12 protein-coding genes are annotated in these 16,037 nt (G+C 73.7%); 1 reads left to right on the plus strand and 11 read right to left on the minus strand.

From position 1 onward, the window contains the following. The first annotated feature begins 4 nt into the window (after window positions 1–4). Window positions 5–994, plus strand: a complete 990-nt coding sequence (locus AMK26_RS01710; RefSeq protein WP_073751087.1) for a methyltransferase domain-containing protein — start codon at window positions 5–7, stop codon at window positions 992–994. On the opposite strand, the gene AMK26_RS01715 is transcribed toward AMK26_RS01710, so the two are convergent. The 11 genes from AMK26_RS01715 to AMK26_RS01765 all read right to left on the minus strand — a co-directional run bounded on the left by AMK26_RS01715 (window position 991) and on the right by AMK26_RS01765 (window position 16,032). Next, a complete protein-coding gene (locus AMK26_RS01715) occupies window positions 991–2,289 on the minus strand; it encodes an FHA domain-containing protein (RefSeq protein ID WP_073751089.1) in 1,299 nt (432 codons plus the stop codon). The two genes, AMK26_RS01710 and AMK26_RS01715, sit on opposite strands and share 4 nt — an antisense overlap. Window positions 2,290–2,341: 52 nt before the next feature. Next, complete coding sequence (locus AMK26_RS01720; protein WP_073751091.1) at window positions 2,342–3,718, minus strand: vWA domain-containing protein; 1,377 nt, start codon at window positions 3,716–3,718, stop codon at window positions 2,342–2,344. A 119-nt stretch (window positions 3,719–3,837) separates the two neighbouring features. Continuing rightward, complete coding sequence (locus AMK26_RS01725) at window positions 3,838–5,499, minus strand: PP2C family serine/threonine-protein phosphatase (protein WP_241837767.1); 1,662 nt, start codon at window positions 5,497–5,499, stop codon at window positions 3,838–3,840. 3 nt (window positions 5,500–5,502) lie between these two features. Further along, window positions 5,503–8,163 (minus strand): tetratricopeptide repeat protein, encoded by a 2,661-nt coding sequence (locus AMK26_RS01730; protein ID WP_443333146.1) that lies wholly within the window; start codon window positions 8,161–8,163, stop codon window positions 5,503–5,505. 41 nt (window positions 8,164–8,204) lie between these two features. Beyond that, on the minus strand, window positions 8,205–9,476 hold the full coding sequence (locus AMK26_RS01735; protein ID WP_073751097.1) for a hypothetical protein: 1,272 nt from the start codon (window positions 9,474–9,476) through the stop codon (window positions 8,205–8,207). Between the two features lie 37 nt (window positions 9,477–9,513). Next, window positions 9,514–10,542: a glutamate ABC transporter substrate-binding protein gene (locus AMK26_RS01740; RefSeq protein ID WP_073751099.1), complete on the minus strand. Its 1,029-nt coding sequence runs from the start codon at window positions 10,540–10,542 to the stop codon at window positions 9,514–9,516. 17 nt (window positions 10,543–10,559) lie between these two features. After that, window positions 10,560–11,981 (minus strand): hypothetical protein, encoded by a 1,422-nt coding sequence (locus AMK26_RS01745; protein ID WP_073751101.1) that lies wholly within the window; start codon window positions 11,979–11,981, stop codon window positions 10,560–10,562. A gap of 179 nt (window positions 11,982–12,160) precedes the next feature. Beyond that, window positions 12,161–12,862 (minus strand): phytanoyl-CoA dioxygenase family protein, encoded by a 702-nt coding sequence (locus tag AMK26_RS01750; RefSeq protein WP_079277402.1) that lies wholly within the window; start codon window positions 12,860–12,862, stop codon window positions 12,161–12,163. Window positions 12,863–12,913: 51 nt separating this feature from the next. Continuing rightward, window positions 12,914–13,888, minus strand: coding sequence for an N-acetylglucosamine kinase (locus AMK26_RS01755; RefSeq protein WP_073751103.1), 975 nt, complete (start codon window positions 13,886–13,888; stop codon window positions 12,914–12,916). After that, window positions 13,879–15,144 (minus strand): 6-phospho-beta-glucosidase, encoded by a 1,266-nt coding sequence (locus AMK26_RS01760; RefSeq protein WP_073751105.1) that lies wholly within the window; start codon window positions 15,142–15,144, stop codon window positions 13,879–13,881. Before AMK26_RS01760 ends, AMK26_RS01755 begins: the two co-directional genes overlap by 10 nt. A gap of 6 nt (window positions 15,145–15,150) precedes the next feature. After that, window positions 15,151–16,032 (minus strand): carbohydrate ABC transporter permease, encoded by an 882-nt coding sequence (locus AMK26_RS01765; protein WP_073751107.1) that lies wholly within the window; start codon window positions 16,030–16,032, stop codon window positions 15,151–15,153. Between the last annotated feature and the right edge of the window lie 5 nt (window positions 16,033–16,037).

Here is a 16,037-nt window from a genome sequence, read left to right on the forward strand (position 1 = left end):
AGATATGCGCACACAGCGAGAGGATCCGTTCGCCGAGGCCGCCGCCGAGGCGCGGCGCGAACTCGTACGGGAGATCGCCGCCGGCGGGGACCTTCAGGACCCGGCCTGGCGGGCGGCGTTCGAGGAGGTGCCACGGCACTTGTTCGTGCCGTACTTCTACATCGGGGTCATGGGCGGGTACGAGCGGCTGTGGTGCGAGGACCCGGATCCGGACCGTCGGAGGCGGTGGCTGGAAGGCGCCTATCTGGACCGGCCGCTCGCCACGCACGTACGGGACGGGGAACTGGTCTCGTCCGCCAGCCAGCCTTCCCTGATGGCCGGAATGCTGCACGCGCTGGATGTACGGGACGGGGACAGCGTCCTGGAGATCGGCGCCGGAACGGGGTACAACGCGGCGCTCCTGGCGCACCGGCTGGGCGACGAGCGGGTGACGACCGTCGACCTGGACGAGGACATCACGGAGGCGGCCCGCGCCCACCTCGCGGCGGCGGGCTACCACCCCGTCGTGGTCACCGGTGACGGGGCGCGCGGCTGCCCGCCTCGGGCGCCGTTCGACGCGGTCATCGCGACCTGCGCCGTGGCCTCCGTACCGCCCGCGTGGCTCGCGCAGTGCCGGCCGGGCGCACGGATCCTGGCGCCGCTGTCCACGGGGCTCATCCGGCTGCGGGTGCGGGACGCCGAGCACGCGGAGGGCCGGTTCCTGCACACGTCCGCGTACTTCGTGCCGCTGCGCGGTGGCGGCGGGGGCTCGCCGGCGCCGGTGGTGCACACGGGCGGGCTGCCCCGGCGCGCGACCGACAACGAGCTGTTCCGCTTCCTGCTGACGCTCACCGCGGGCAGCCTGGACCCGCACGAGGCGTACGCGCTGTGGCAGCGCGAGCGGCGCCCCGCGCGGGAACGGTTCGGCGTGACGGTCAGCGGCGAGCACCAGTGGGCGTGGCTGGACGAGCCCGAGGGGCCCTACAGCTGGCCCCTGGGGTCACCCGCTTCCTAGCCGCGCCGGATGGTGATCGTCGTCCAGGCGCCCACATGGACCCGGTCGCCGTCCTTGAGCGGGACGGGGACATAGGGTTGGATCGGGTCCTCGGCGCCGTTGAGCGTGGTGCCGTTGGTGGAGTTCTGGTCGACGACCGCCCAGGAGCCGTCCGGCTGCTGCACGAGCACGGCATGGTGGTGCGAGACGCCCGGGTCCTCCGGCGGCACGGACAGGTCGATGTCCGGGGACTCGCCCGTCGAGTGCCGCCGGCGGCCGATGCTGATCTGGTTGCCGGACAGCGACAGCCGCTGCTCCGGGGAGTAGGCGGGCAGGTTGAGGCCCGCCGCCTCGGGGCCGCTGCGCTGCATCATCGCCATGAAGTACTCACGGTCGGGCGCGACGACCGCCGTCCATCCGGCGGGCGCCGCGTGGTACTGCGGGGGCTGGGGTGAGTGGGGCGGCTGCTGTGTGTGGGGCGGCTGGGGTCCGTGTCCTTGCGGGCCTTGGTGTCCCTGCGGTCCCTGATGCCCCTGCGTTCCCTGATGCCCCTGGTGTCCGTGGTGTCCCTGCGGGCCGGAGTCGCGGGGGCGTTCCGGCTGCTCCGGGCGGACCGGGGGCTGGGCCTGCGGCTGCGAGGGCGGCGGCAGCATCCAGTCGTCCCCGCCACCGTCGGTCGGCCGGGGCTGCGGCGGGGGCGGCGGTCCCGGCTGCTGGAACGCCTGCGGCGGCCGCGGCGGGCCGGGCGGCTGCTGGAACGCCTGAGGAACCGGCGGCGGCCCCTGCGGCGGTCGCTGGGGTGTGGACGGCTCGGGCGGCAGCGGCTCGGCCGGGCGGTTCATCTGTGACGGGCGGGAGCTCTGGTACTCGTACGGGTCCGGCGGGCGCGGCGCCTGCGGCTGCGACGGCGGCTGGGACGGCGGCTGGGACTGGAAGCCGGGCGGCAGGTTCAGCCCGGGCGGGGGGCCGCCGGGGCCACCCTGCGGCGGTGCCAGGGGGGTGTACGAAGTCGCCGTATTGGTGAGGAAGTTCCACCGGCACTCCTCGCAGAACGGCGCCATGGCCTCGCGCGGAGTGCGGCACTGCGGGCACAGCTCCGCCTGGGCGGTGGCGTTCGGGTCGCCGCCCGGGAAGCCGCCGGGCCGGGGAGGCGGCCCGCCCGGGCCCGGGTAGCCGTACGCGGGCGGCGGCGGGGGCGGGGGCGGAGGAGGCGGCGGAACGGCACCCGCAGGCGCGCCCGCCCCGGCCATGCGATGGCCGCAGACCTCGCACCAGTCGTCGGAACCCGACTGGTGTCCGTTCGGGCAGGTCGGCATGTCGGCGCTTCCCCCTCTCCTCATCCGGCCCGCAGGCCGAGCAGATCGTGACCTATTTCTTGACGCTCTTGACGCTCTTGACGCGAACGGTCTTGGTGGAGCGCGTCTCGAGTGTCATCTCGTCCGCTTCCGCGACCTTCGCCTTCAGTCGCACAGTACCTGTCGCCGCGTCGACGACGTCCACCACCTTCGAAAGGAGTTTCGCGGTATCCGTGTTCCCGGAAGCGGCCGCCAACTGCACGGCGCGGCCGAGTTTCGCCGTCGCCCCGTCGAAATCACCGGACTTGCGCGCATCCAGCCCCTGCTGGATGACTTGTGCCAGTTCGGCCTGGCCCGTGTAGTGCGCGACCTGGGGGTTGATGGAGGTGGAGGCCGCCATGTCGTCCGTCCACACCGCCCGTACCAGACCCTGCGACAGGGTCTGCGGGGTGCCGCCCGCCGGGTCGGGCAGGACGAGGGAGACCCGAGCCGCGAGCATCTCCTGGCCGATACCGGCCTCCGGCACCCGGACGCACACGTGGTAGTCGCGGGACTCGTCGCCCCACGAGCCGGTCGGATAGTCACCGGCCCGGGGCCCCGCCTCCGTACGCCGGTCCGTCAGCTCCTCCACCGCCGGCGCCACCTGCTTCACGAAGACGATCTCCACCCCGACCGGGGTCCAGAGGCGGAGGCTCACATCCGCGACCTCCTTGCCCATCGCGTGCTCCATCATCCGCGTGAAGTCCGCGGCCAGGCCCGTGGGATCGGCGACGATGTCCGCCGTACCGAGCAGCGCCGAGGCGATCCCGGTGACCTCCTTGACCTCCCAGTCGGTACCGACGCCGCGGGCGTCACAGGTGAAGCGGCCGGCGCAGGCGTCGAGGGCCGCCCGCAGGTCCTCCGGAGACTCGTGCTCGTTGCGGCCGTCGGTGAGCAGGATGCCGTGCCGGATCGGTACGTCGGCGGACGCCAGCAGCCGGTCGGCGAGCGTCAGCCACGTACCGATCGCGGTGCCGCCGCCCGCGCTCAGCTTGCGCAGCGCGTCCTTCGCCTCGGCGCGGGTGCGCGCGTCGGCGGTGGCAAGCCGGCCGCCGCCCGGGTAGACCTCGTTCGCGACGTGGGTGCCGGCGACCACCGCGAAGGCGACGCCGTCGCGCAGGGTGTCGATCGCGGCCGCCGTGGCGTCACGCGCGTTGCGCATCTTGGTCGGCGGGTAGTCCATGGACCCGGAGCAGTCGACCATGACGACGACGGCGGCGGTCGGCGCGCGTCCCGGTATGTACGAGGGGGAGAGGGACGCCCCGGTCAGCGGTACCCCTCCGCTGGTGCCGCCGCCCGTCGCGGTGACCGTGACGATCGCGTTGACCTCGCGCCCGCCCTCCGGCAGGTACTCGTTCTGGTACACGTCCACCGAGAACTGCGGCACGTTCGACTTGGAGAAGTTCGCCATCTGATTCGGCTCCTCAGGACGCGGACTGACGCACGCACACAACGAACGGAGGGGAATGGGGGGTTGGTCGTCGGACGGGTCGGACGGGTCGGACTCGTCGGACTCGTCGGGCGAAACGGTCAGGCCGATCCTGCCCCTTGGGGCGCCATGGCGAACGGGACGACGGCCACTGTTACGTTGTCGTGCCCGCCGCCGTCGAGCGCGTGTCCCACGAGGACCTGGGCGCTGTGCAGCGGCCGGCCCGCCGCGTCGGGCGGCACGACCCGCGCCATGTCCTCGGCGGCCTCCGCGTAGTTCCACAGGCCGTCCGTGCACACCACGACCACCCCGGGGCGGTCCGGCTTGAACGCGGCCGTATGCGGCTCCAGTTCGTACGCGTCGGCTCCCAGCCAGCCGGTGATGGCGTGGGCGCGTTCGTCCGCGTACGCCTCGGCCTCGTTCATCAGGCCCGCTGCGACCATCTGCGCGGCCCACGAGTCGTCCTCGGTGAGCCGGGCGGGCGGGCCGCTGCGGTCGTCCGGCACCCAGTAGGCGCGGCTGTCGCCCACCCAGCCGACCACCAGCAGGCCGCTCGCGACGACCGCGCCGACCAGCGTGCAGGCCGGGGCGTTCTGGTGGCGGTGCGGGTCGTGCTCCATGGCCGCCGCGTCCTGGCCGTCGTCGCCCGCGAGGGCGTTGACCGCCTCGGCGGCGGCGACGATCGCGTCGTGCATCGCCGCCTGCGGATGCGTACCGCGCGGGAGGGCCGCCAGCAGCGACTCGTTGGCGGCGGCCGCGGCGGCCGCCGACGCCTCGTCGGGGCGGGTCGCCGACGACACCCCGTCGCACACGATCGCGACGACGGCCGGTGAACCGTCCGGCAGGGCCGTCGAGGACACGGCGAACGCGTCCTCGTTGCGGTGGTGGCGCAGCCCTCGGTCGCTCACAGCGGCGACCGCGCCCAGCTCCTCCTCCATGTGGTCACGCTCACGCGGCTGGGCGTGCCCGCAGTTCTCGCAGTACCCGTCCGGATCCACGTGCCCAGCCCGGCAGGCCACGCACAGCCTGGTCCCGGCGGGCGGAGTCGCCGCGTGCTCCACCGCCCGCGGATCGGGCACCCCGGAGGCGTCCGGTACGCCTTCCGGCCCGCCCACCCCGGCACCTGGTACGCCCGCGGCGGCCGCCGGCCCGGCCGCGTCACCCGGCGTGGGCGTGGGTGCGGGTCCCGACGAGGGCGACGTCTCGTACGCCGACGCGGGCTCCGGCGCGGGCGCCGTCCCACTCCACGGCCATGCTCCGGCGCTGTGCGCGGGCTCGGAGCTCGCCCCTTGCGGGGGCGCGGCTCCCGGCGCGTGCCCCGGCTCGCCGGGGGCCCCGGGCGTCGGCCGGGGTCCGGGCCGGCCGAAGGCGCCGGGCGCCGCCCCCGCCCGCTCGGGTGCCGGGAGCTGGAAGTCGCCGGCGTCGGTGGCGGGGGCGCCCATGGCGCCGGCATCCACGGCGCGGGCGTCGAACCGTACCGCCGAAGGGCCCGTGAGCGGTTCCTCCCCGGCCGGGTCACGGCCCGGCAGGCCGCCGGGCGACTGCGCCGCGGCCGCGGGACGCGCCTGGTCCTGCCCGGACCCGGCCGGCGCGGCGGGCCATGCCGCGCCGCCCACCGGGGCGCCCATGGCGATGGTCGGACGGTCCTGCGGCGGCGGAGGTACGGCCGACAGGTCGTACCCGCACGCACCACAGAACAGGTCACCCGACTCCAGCGGCTCCTCGCAGCTGGGGCAGGCGGACAGCTGGTGCATCTGCGACATCATTCACACCCATGTCCGGGGGCGGAAGCGGTTCGCCCGCTCCACCATGTCGATCCTCTCCTCGCCGCGCTGAGCGAGCCGGGCGAGCACCCGGTAGGAGCGTTCCAGTCCGAAGCGCAGGCCGCGCTCGTCCAGTTCGCTGCCCAGCAGCGGGGGCCGTGCGGTCCCCACTCCGGGACTACCGGAGAGTACCCAGTCCAGGGCCTTGCCCAGCACCTCTGTGGACAACTGTTCGCGGCGCACCGCGTCCAGCCCGAACTGCTGTAGCGCGGTCACCTGGTGGGCCGCCGCCGTCAGGTCGCCGATCAGCGGCTCCCGCGCGGAGCGTCGCCGCAGCCGGGCCCGTACGGCCGCCACGCGCGCGGCCGTGTAGTGGATCGACGCCTCCGGCACCGACTCCAGCGTGCGGACGGCACCGCCCCGGTCACCCGCGGCCAACTGGACCCTCGCCAGGCCGAACGCGGCGCTCACGTAGCTCGGGTCGGTCGCCCACACCAGGCGGTAGTACTCGGCCGCGTTGTCCAACTGGCCCAGCACCTCGGCGCAGACGCCCAGCGCCAGCTTGGGTGCCGGCTCGCCGGGGAAGGCGTCGTAGATCGCGTCGAACGACAGCGCGGCGTTCTCGTTGTCGCCCGTCGCGAGGGACGCGATCCCGTGGTACCAGACCACCCGCCAGTCGTCGGGGTGCTGGGCCTCCAGGGTCGCCAGCGCCCGGGCCGCCGAGCCCAGTTCACCCATTTCGAGGCGGGCGCGCAGTTCGCGCAGCCGCAGTTCCAGCGAACCGGTCGGGGCGGTGTGCAGGGCGGCGATCAGCTCGGCGGGCGCGGACGCCATGAGCCCGGCCAGGAACCCGGCGTTCGGGTCGCCGGCGTCGACGTGCGGCACGGGCAGCGCGAGCGCGGTGGCGCGGGCGTCGAGCGGGGTGAGCAGCGGCGTGACGGCGGCGCCGCCCATCGGCTCCGTACGCGGGCCGGGGACGGCGGCCGCCGGGGCCGCGACGGGCGCGTACGCCCCGGGCGCGGCCGCCGCCGGGCTACCCGCCGGGGCAGGACCACCCATGGCCGCCGGAACACCCATCGGCGCGGGCCCGCCCACGGCCGCCGGAACACCCACCGGGGCCGCTCCGGCCACCGGCGCCGGTCCACCCGTTCTCGTACCCGTTCCCGCACCCCGCCGCCCGCCGCCGCGCCCGCGGCCGAACAGGCCGAGGCCCTTGGGGACCTCCCTGGCACCGAGCGCCGACACCTCACCGTCCGCCTCGGCGAACAACCGGGTGTCCGTCACGCGCAGTTCCGGGCCGAACAGTGTCGACAGGGCCGGGCGGGGGCGGCCCGTCTGCAGGGCCACCACCTCCCGCAGTACGCCCGTCAGCTGCTCGGCCATCTCCTCGGCCGAGGCGAACCGGCGCGCCGGGTCCGGGTCGGTCGCCCGCACCAGCAGCCGGTAGAACGACTCGTACGTCCGGAACACCTCGATGTTGCCCGGATCGGGCAGGGAGTCCACGAACACGTTCGTGTACCCCTGGAAGTCGAACGTCAGGACCGCCAGCGTCCGCGCCACCGTGTACAGGTCGGACGCGACCGACGGGCCGACCTCCGCCACCTCCGGCGCCTGGTAGCCGACCGTGCCGTAGATGGCCGACTCGTCGTCGTCCATCCTGCGCACCGCGCCCATGTCGATCAGCTTCAGCTGGTCCTCGGTCTGGATCGCGTTGTCGACCTTGAAGTCGCAGTACAGCAGGTTGCGGCTGTGCAGGTGCCCGAGCGCCTCCAGCGCCTCGATGCCGTACGCGCACGCCTGCTCGACCGGCAGCGGATCGCGTCGCCCGTCCGGCCCGCGCCGCTCGTTGGCGATGTCCTTCAGCGACTTGCCGCCGACGTACTCCATGACGATGTAGCCGTCGAGGGAGCCCGTCCGCTGGTCCAGGTGCTCCACGAAGTTGTAGATGCGGACGATGTTGGAGTGCTCGATCTCCGCGAGGAACCGCCGCTCCGAGATCGCCGCCGCCATCGCGTCCTGGTCACCGGTGTCCAGCAGGCCCTTGAGGACCACCCACCGGTCGGACACCGCCCGGTCCACGGCGAGGTAGACCCAGCCCAGCCCGCCGTGCGCCAGGCACCCGGCCACCTCGTACTGGCCGTGCACGACGTCTCCCGCGCGCAGCTTCGGTACGAATGAGTACGGGTGTCCGCACTTGGTGCAGAACCCCTCCGTACGCCCCGGCCGGTCACCGCGCGCCCGGCCGACCGGCGCCCCGCAGTCGGACCGCGAGCAGAATCGCTTCCGCTCCGGTACCTCCGGGTTCGCCATCACCACCGAGCGGGGGTCGGGGCGCGGCACGGCAGGGATCGACACCAGGCCCGCGCCCAGCCTGCCCCGTCCCGACTGGCCGGTCGACGACCCGGAACTGCGCACCGACACCGACCGGGACGACCCCGTTCCGCCCGACACCGAGCGGGACAGCCGCCCCGACACCGAGCGCCGGGACGTCGACGACCGGGAGGAGCGCGACGACCGGGACGACCGGGAGGAGGATCGCGAACTGCTCCCGGACCCGCCCCTCCCGCCGCCCGCGATCCCCGTGGGCGGGGACGACACCAGACCGGTCGGCGAGACGACGGGCGCCAGACCGCAGGTGTCGCAGTACAGCTCACCGCCGCCCATGTCCTCGTACGAGCCCTCACAGCCGGGCCGCTGACACGTCTTCACTGGCTCCCCCTACGGTCCACGGGCCCTGCCCCCGACAGCGCCTCGGCGGCCGCCTGCTGATAGCGCAGCACCGCCTGCTCGGCGACCCGCAGGTCGCACGGAGCGCTCCACAGCATCCGGCGCGCCGCGTCGTACCGCTCGATCAGCAGCGGATCCTCCGCCATGCCGTGCCGGGCGACCTTCGCCTTGTACGCGTCGAGCCGCCCGCGCAGCTCCGCCCGGACCGCGAGGGGAGCGGTGACCGCCGTCAACTGCTCGCGCGCCCGCAGCAGCTCGTCCTCGGCCTCCCGCTCCAGCGCCTCCAGCAGCGGCGACAGCCGGTGCCACTGGGCGTGCCGCCGGTACTCGGCGGCCGTCGCCAGCCGCTCCTGCAGGGCGGTCGGCGGGCCGCTCACCACCGGCACCTCCGAGGCGGCGATCTTCGCCAGCACCTCACCCCGGGCCGCCCGCGCCTCGGCGAGCGTACGGTCGGCCCGGGACAGGACGTCCCGCAGCCGCAGCAGCCGCGCCTCGGAGTCCTGCCGTACCTGGAGCACCGCCTCGATCTCGCGGCGTACGTCCTCCAGCGCGCGGGCCGCCCTGTCGTACCGGTCGGTGTCCGGCCGCCCGCCACCGGGCGCCGAACTGCCCTGTGCGGGGCGCCAGAACGCCAGCGGATCGGTCACCACCTGCGCCCGCAGCGTCGCCAGCTCGTGCGTGATGGACTCCAGGTCGTCCCCGGCCGGGTGTTCCCCGGGCCGTACACCCACCGAGTGCGCCAGCGAACGGGTGCGGTTCAGCTCGGCGGCCAGCAGGTCTATCCGCGCGGGCAGCGCGGACCACACCGCGTCCGCCGTCACCACCATGTCGAGGGAGCTCGCGTACAGCTCGTTCATCCGCTCCACCAGCCGTTCCAGCGTGAACCGCTCGGCCAGCTTGGACGGCGTGCCCGACACGGTCACGCTCTCGCCGCGCAGCCGCTCCGTCAGCTCGGCCAGCTCCTCGCGGCCGGGCCACCGGCGCCGGGCGCGCACCTCACGCGCCTCGTCCAACGCGGCCGTGTACGCGTCGAAGTACGTCCACAGCAGGGTGATCGTCTGCTCGGTGGTGGCCCAGCGGTCCTTGGTCGTGCCGGTCAGCTCGGCGCCTTCGAGGAGCCGGCGGCCCGCGTGGTCCTGGAGGGCGAGCAGCGAGTCCTCGACCGCCTTGTGCTCCGCCCCGAGCCGCGCCAGCGCACGGTCCACCTCGTCCCGGTCCATCACCGGCCCAGGGGGTCCCGTGACGCCCATCGATCACCTCTCCACTCGTACACGCCAGACATGCGGGTCAGTTGGTCCGGTACTTCGGCGCCGGCGGCCCGGCTATGCCGGGCAGGACGGAGCTCAGCCAGGTGTCGTACGCCTTCTTCCAGGGTCCCTTGCGGTAGTTCACGAGCACCTGGTTGACCCGCCGCACCAGGTCGTCGTTGCCGAGCTTGGCGGCGACGCCGTAGTACTCCGTCGTGAACGGCTCGCCCTTCAGCTCGACGGCCGGGTCCTGGGCGGCCTGGCCGGCGGCGAGGGCGTTGTCCGTGACGACCGCGTCGACCTCGCCCATCTGGAGCCGCACCAGGCAGTCCAGCTGGTTGGGCACGGTGAGGATGTCCTCGTCCTCCGGCTTTCCGTCGTGCGCGTCCTTGAAGACGGCGCCGAACGACTTCCTCTCCAGCGCCTCGTACGCGGTGGAACCCTCGGCCGAGCAGACCCTCTTGCCCTTGAGGGAGGAGTCGTACCCCTTGACCGTGGAGCCCTCCGGGGCGAGGACCTGCTGCCCGGCCTGGAAGTAGGCGGTGGAGAAGGCGACCTGCTTGATGCGGCTGCAGTTGATCGTCATCGTCCGCACCACCAGGTCGACGGTGCCGTTCTCCAGGGCGGCGATCCGCTGGTTGGTGGGGATGGCGCGGAAGACGACGGCGTCCCGGCTGCCGAGGATGTCCTCGGCGATGGCCCGCGCGAGGTCGATGTCGAAACCTTCCAGCCTGCCGTTCGCCGGGTCGCGGTACCCCCACCGGTAACTGTTCTGGTCCACACCGACGATCAGTTTGCCGCGCGTCTTGATGGCGTCGATGGACGGCCCGTCGGCGGCCGACGGCGGGAGGGAGGCCTCCGGGTCCTTGCACGTGTCGGCCTTGGCCGGCAGGGCGCTGCCCGCGCCGGACACCTCGGAGGAGCCCAGGTCGCTGCGCGACAGCGGCACCAGGGTCAGCGCGGCGGTCAGCCCGCACGCGGCGGCCATCGCCGCGACCCCGCCCCACCCGCGCCACCGCCCGGCGGCCCGCCCGGCCGGCCGCGCCGCCGCGTCGTCGTTGTCCTTCATCGTGCCTCCCCTCGCCCTCACCGGTACTCCGACAGTCTGCGGTTGATGCCCATGATGGCCGCGGCCGCGCCCACCACGGCCAGCGCGGCCGCCCCGACCGGCAGGCCGGTCAGCGCGCCGCGCCCGCCCTCGGCGGCCCGGGTGAACTCGCCCTGCTCGTGGTCCAGGGCTTTCTCCAGCGCCGCGTCCACTTCGTCGAAGGACTCCCCGGTGGAGTTGTCGGGGCCGATCACCTTGGCCAGCGCGCCCTTGTAGTCGCCGCTGTTGTCCGTGTCACGGGCGTCCTTGTGCCGCTGCTTCCACTCGGCCACCGCCCGCGCGGCGACCGAGACGGGTTCGTCGCCCGCGCTGTCGTCGGCGAGCCGGTCCGCCTCCTCCAGCGCGGTGGTCAGCCCGCCCATGCCGGTGCCGTAGTCGGTCTCGTACTTGTCGCTCCTGCCGTCCGCGGTCAGCACCGCACCGCGGGCCACCAGGGTCAGGTTCTCGTTGGCGCGGGCCTTCAGGGAGTTGATCCGTGCCTCGTTCAGCACCTTGAGCGAATCCTGGCCGTGCACCTTGGCCTCGTTCAGCTCCGCCCGCGCCACCGTGTGCCCGACCGCCAGCCACAACAGCACCACCGTGGACGCGGCGGTGGCGGCCAGCAGCCCGTGGTTGAACACCCGGTTCGTCCGCAGGTACGAGCGGCGCTGTGCCCACAGGAGGGCGGCCAGGACCACGACGCCCAGGCCGAGCGACAGGAACGGCCACAAACGGGCGTCCCGGTCGTCCTGGTCGAGCCGCGCGGTCTCCGCCTCGTACAGCCGCTCGGCGGCGGGCAGCAGCTGGGTGCTCATCTGCTGGTTGGCGTACCGCAGATACGCGCCGCCCAGCGGCAGACCCTGCCGGTTGGCCGCGCGGGCGCGCTCTATCAGTCCCGTGTAGCGCGGCAGGTGCTCATTGAGGGTGGCGATGTCACGGGCGGACTGCGAGGAACTGTCCGTGTTCGCCGCGGCCTTGACGAGCAGCCGTGACGCGGTGGTGATGTCCTGCTCGTACCGCTCGCGCACACCGGCGGGCTCCTGGGCGCCGGCCAGGAAGCCGCTCGCCGCCGCCGTGTCGGCGTCCGCGAGGGAGCGGTAGATGTCCGCCGCGTCCGCGCTCAGCGGCTGGCTGCGGCTCACCACGTCGTCGGCCGCCGCCGCCCGGTCGGAGACCTCCAGCGCGGTGACCGCTCCGAACGCCACGACCAGCACGGCCAGTACGGCACCCAGGATCCGCAGCCGCCCCGGCTCCGTCGTCGCCGCGGCACGCAGCCGCGTCACCCCCTCGGCCCATGCCCCCCGCCCGGCGGGCGGCGGCCCCGCGGGCGGCGGCGGTGGCGGCGGCGGTGGCGGCGCAACGGGCGCGCCCGGCGCCGGTGGCGCGCTCGGCACAGCCGGCGCATCCGGTGCGTATGTCACGTGACCTCCCCCTCGGTCGCTCACCGCAGTATGGCCAAAGGGGCCGGTATTCACACCAGGCTTGACTCGATCTTGTTCTTATCGTGCCCGCCGTCGTGCCGCCGCCCCGCTCGCACCACCCCTCGATCCCCCCACTCTGTATACGCCGCCCGGCCCCGATCGGTTCCCCTCCACGGTCGTCAGCGGGGCTCCAGCGCCGGCTGCGCCATGAAACGGGGCCGCGTCCCGTGGTGCGGCTGCGCCGCGTGCACCAGGAACGGGTGGCACAGGTACACATCGCCCGGCCGTCCCGTCGCGTACACGACCTCGCGGTGGCGCGACGCCGCGTCGATCGCCGCCCCGATCCGCATGATCGGCGCGCCTTCCTCCCCGTACGGCTCCAGCACCGCCGGCATGTCGTGGTGCGAGCCGACCCGGACACGGGTCGGCGCGTCCGCCTCGCCGACCTCGCTGAACAGGAACAGCATCAGCAGCGCGCGGCCCCGCGACCGGTGGTTGGCGTGGTAGCCCAGCTCGGCGGCCGGCCCGTCCGGCAGGTAGCTGCCCTCGATGTGCCACCCCGCGTCGTCCGGCTCCTCCTCGTGCGGGAACCGCAGCGGGAACGACCCGAGGGCCGTCCGGGGCACCCACCGCCCCGGCCCGACCAGCCGGTCGAACGTGTCGTGCAGTACCGGCGTGTTGGCCGCCCGCCGGAACGGCTCCTGCCCCATGCCCCACACCCAGTGCACCGGCTTCGTCCACGTCGCCGGATCGTCCGGGTCGCAGCCGGTCTCCTTCCACAGCAGCGCGGCGCACTCGGCCGCGACGTCCTCCGGAAAGGCTCCTTCCAGCTTCACGAACCCGTCCGCTTCGAACCGTTCACGCATGTCCACATCGCCCATGCTCCGATCGTGACAAGCGGGGCATGGGCGACGCACCCGGATTTCCGGCACTCACGCGTAGTGCGCCCGCACCCGCGCCCGGGCCTCCTCGGCCGCCCCCACGTGGTCCAGGCCCAGCAGCGCGGCGCCCAGGACGGGGGGCTCGGTCACCACGCGGACGGCGGCCTTCGGCGCCCTGACCGCCAGCAGTTCGGCGATCCGCCCGTCGAGCTGCGGGTGCCGGGCCGCCAGGACGCTGCCGCCCAGCAGCACCGGAACCTCCTCGTCCGCCAGGCCCAGCCGGTCCAGGGCGACCGTCGCCAGGGCGACGACCTCCTCCGCCTGCCGCTCCACGACCGACCGCGCGACCGGGTCGCCCGCCGCGCTCGTCGCGAACAGCACCGGCGTCAGCTCGTGCCGCCGCCCGGCCGGGATCCGCCCCAGGTGCAGCGCCTCGACCAGCGCGTACACCGAACCGAGCCCGAAGTGCGCCGGAAGCGCCCGGGCCAGCTCCGTGGGCTCACCGCGCCTGTCCTCCGCCCGGGCGGCGAACCACATCGCCTCCTCCGCGAGCCCCGAACCCCCGCCCCAGTCACCGGAGATCCGGCCGACCGACGGGAAGCGGGCGGTGCGCCCGTCCGGCAGCATGCCCACGCAGTTGATGCCCGCGCCGCACACCACGGCGACGCCCCGGGGCTCGTCCACACCGGCCCGCAGGATCGCGAACGTGTCGTTGCGCACCTCCACCGTCCGGCCCCACGCGCGCGCGTGCAGGGCGGCCGCCAGCTCGGCCTCCTCCGAGGGGAAGTCGGCGCCCGCCAGGCAGGCCGACACATGCCGTACGCCGTCGATGGGCCGGTCCGCCGACGCCAGCGCCGCGCGGACGGCGGAGTCCAGGGCGTCGAGCGCCGCCCCGACGCCCACCCGCTGCGGCTGGAATCCGGGGCCGCGCGCCGAGGCGAGGACCGAGCCGTCCTCACCGACGAACGCCACGTCGGACTTGCTGTTGCCCGCGTCGATCGCGAGCACCCAAGGAGTCACGCCCACGCCAGGTGCTCCCGGTTGTGCGCGATCAGCCGGTCGGTCAGCCCCTCGGCGGCCGCGTACTGGCCGGTCAGCGGGTGCGCCAGCAGCGCCTTGAACACCCGGTCGCGCCCGCCGCGCAGCGCGGCCTCCAGCGCCAGCTCCTCGTACGCGGTGACGTGCCCGACGAGCCCCGCGTACAGCGGGTCCAGCTCCGGCACGGCCAGGGGCGAGGCACCGGAGGCGTCCACCGTCGCCTGCACCTCGATCACCGCGTCGTCCGGCAGGAAGGGCAGCGTCCCCCTGTTGTACGTGTTGACCACCTGCACCCCCGGACCGGAACCCCCCAGCAGCGCCGCCGCCAGGTCCACCGCCGCCTCCGAGTAGAAGGCGCCGCCCCGCTTGGCGAGCAGCTCGGGCTTCTCGTCCAGCGCCGGGTCGCCGTACATCGCCAGCAGCTCCCGCTCCATGGCGGCCACTTCCGCCGCCCGCGACGGCCTGGTACCCAGCTCCCGCACCACCTCGTCGTGCGCGTAGAAGTACCGCAGGTAGTACGACGGAACGACGCCCAGCCGGTCCAGCACGGCGCGCGGCAGCCGCAGGTCGTCGGCGATGGCGTCCCCGTGCTCGGCCAGCAGCTTCGGCAGCACGTCCTCGCCGTCCGGCCCGCCGAGCCGTACGCCCCGCTCCCACGTCAGATGATTGAGCCCGACGTGGTCCAGGTGCACCGCGTCCGGCGTGACGTCCAGCAGCTTGGCGAACTTCCGCTGGAAGCCGATCGCCACGTTGCACAGCCCGACGGCCCGGTGGCCGGCCTGGAGCAGCGCCCGCGTCACGATCCCGACCGGGTTGGTGAAGTCGATGATCCACGCGCGCGGGTTGGAGCGGCGTACGCGCTCGGCGATGTCCAGCACCACCGGCACCGTCCGCAGCGCCTTCGCGAGCCCGCCCGCGCCGGTCGTCTCCTGACCCACGCAGCCGCACTCCAGCGGCCATGTCTCGTCCTGCTGCCGGGCCGCCTGGCCGCCGACGCGCAGTTGCAGCAGGACGGCGTCGGCGCCGTCGACACCGGCGTCCAGGTCCGACGTGGTCGTGACGAGCCCGTCGTGCCCCTGCTTGGCGAAGATCCGCCGGGCCAGCCCGCCCACCAGCTCCAGGCGCTCGACGGCCGGGTCGACGAGGACCAGTTCACTGATCGGGAGGGTGTCGCGCAGCCGCGCGAACCCGTCGACCAGCTCGGGGGTGTAGGTGGAGCCGCCCCCCACAACAGCCAGCTTCATAGCCTTCTAGCCCTTCACTCCGGTCAGTGTGACGCCCTCGACGAATGCCTTCTGGGCGAAGAAGAAGACGAGGATCACCGGGGCCATGACCAGCACGGTCGCGGCCATGGTCAGATTCCAGTCGGTGTGGTGCGCGCCCTTGAAGGACTCCAGGCCGTAACTCAGCGTCCACGCGGCGGGGTTCTCCGAGGCGTAGATCTGCGGTCCGAAGTAGTCGTTCCAGGCATAGAAGAACTGGAACAGCGCGACCGCCGCGATGCCCGGCTTGGCCATCGGCAAAACCACCCGGACGAGTGTGCGCAGCTCGCCGCAGCCGTCGACCCTCGCCGCGTCCAGGTACTCGTCCGGGATGGTGAGGAGGAACTGCCGCAGCAGGAAGACGGAGAACGCGTCACCGAACGCCATCGGGATGATCAGCGGCCACAGCGAGCCGGACAGGTCCATCTGCTTCGCCCAGAACAGGTACATCGGGATGATGACCACCTGCGGCGGCAGCATCATCATCGAGATCACCAGCAGCAGCGCGAGCCGCTGCCCCCGGAAGCGGAACTTCGCCAGTGCGTACGCGACGGGGATCGAGGAGAGGACCGTCAGCAGCGTGCCGAGCCCGGCGTACAAAAGGGTGTTCTTCCACCACGTCAGGAAGCCGGGGGTGTCGAGCACCCGCCGGTAGTTGCCCCACTCCCAGCTGTCGGGGGTGAGGTCACGGGTGAGGGCCTGCTGGTCGCTCATCAGCGAGGTGAGGAAGAGGAAGACGAACGGCAGCACGAAGAACAACGCGGCCGCCACACCCAGCGCGTGCACGGCGATCCAGTGCAGTATCGCCTTGCGGCGGGCCGTGCGCGCGGCCGGTGTGACCTTCAGGGGCGATTCCAGCGCATAGGTCATGGCGG

Origin of the sequence: Streptomyces sp. CB03234 (genome assembly GCF_001905885.1) — a bacterium.
Taxonomy (GTDB): Bacteria; Actinomycetota; Actinomycetes; order Streptomycetales; family Streptomycetaceae; genus Streptomyces.

Bases quoted from the DNA above. Each gene is read 5' to 3' on its own strand.
- AMK26_RS01710 (WP_073751087.1), top strand. From the start codon at position 5: ATGCGCACACAGCGAGAGGATCCGTTCGCCGAGGCCGCCGCCGAGGCG.
- AMK26_RS01715 (WP_073751089.1), bottom strand. From the start codon at position 2,289: ATGCCGACCTGCCCGAACGGACACCAGTCGGGTTCCGACGACTGGTGC.
- AMK26_RS01720 (WP_073751091.1), bottom strand. From the start codon at position 3,718: ATGGCGAACTTCTCCAAGTCGAACGTGCCGCAGTTCTCGGTGGACGTG.
- AMK26_RS01725 (WP_241837767.1), bottom strand. From the start codon at position 5,499: ATGTCGCAGATGCACCAGCTGTCCGCCTGCCCCAGCTGCGAGGAGCCG.
- AMK26_RS01730 (WP_443333146.1), bottom strand. From the start codon at position 8,163: ATGGGCGGCGGTGAGCTGTACTGCGACACCTGCGGTCTGGCGCCCGTC.
- AMK26_RS01735 (WP_073751097.1), bottom strand. From the start codon at position 9,476: ATGGGCGTCACGGGACCCCCTGGGCCGGTGATGGACCGGGACGAGGTG.
- AMK26_RS01740 (WP_073751099.1), bottom strand. From the start codon at position 10,542: ATGAAGGACAACGACGACGCGGCGGCGCGGCCGGCCGGGCGGGCCGCC.
- AMK26_RS01750 (WP_079277402.1), bottom strand. From the start codon at position 12,862: ATGGGCGATGTGGACATGCGTGAACGGTTCGAAGCGGACGGGTTCGTG.
- AMK26_RS01760 (WP_073751105.1), bottom strand. From the start codon at position 15,144: ATGAAGCTGGCTGTTGTGGGGGGCGGCTCCACCTACACCCCCGAGCTG.
- AMK26_RS01765 (WP_073751107.1), bottom strand. From the start codon at position 16,032: ATGACCTATGCGCTGGAATCGCCCCTGAAGGTCACACCGGCCGCGCGC.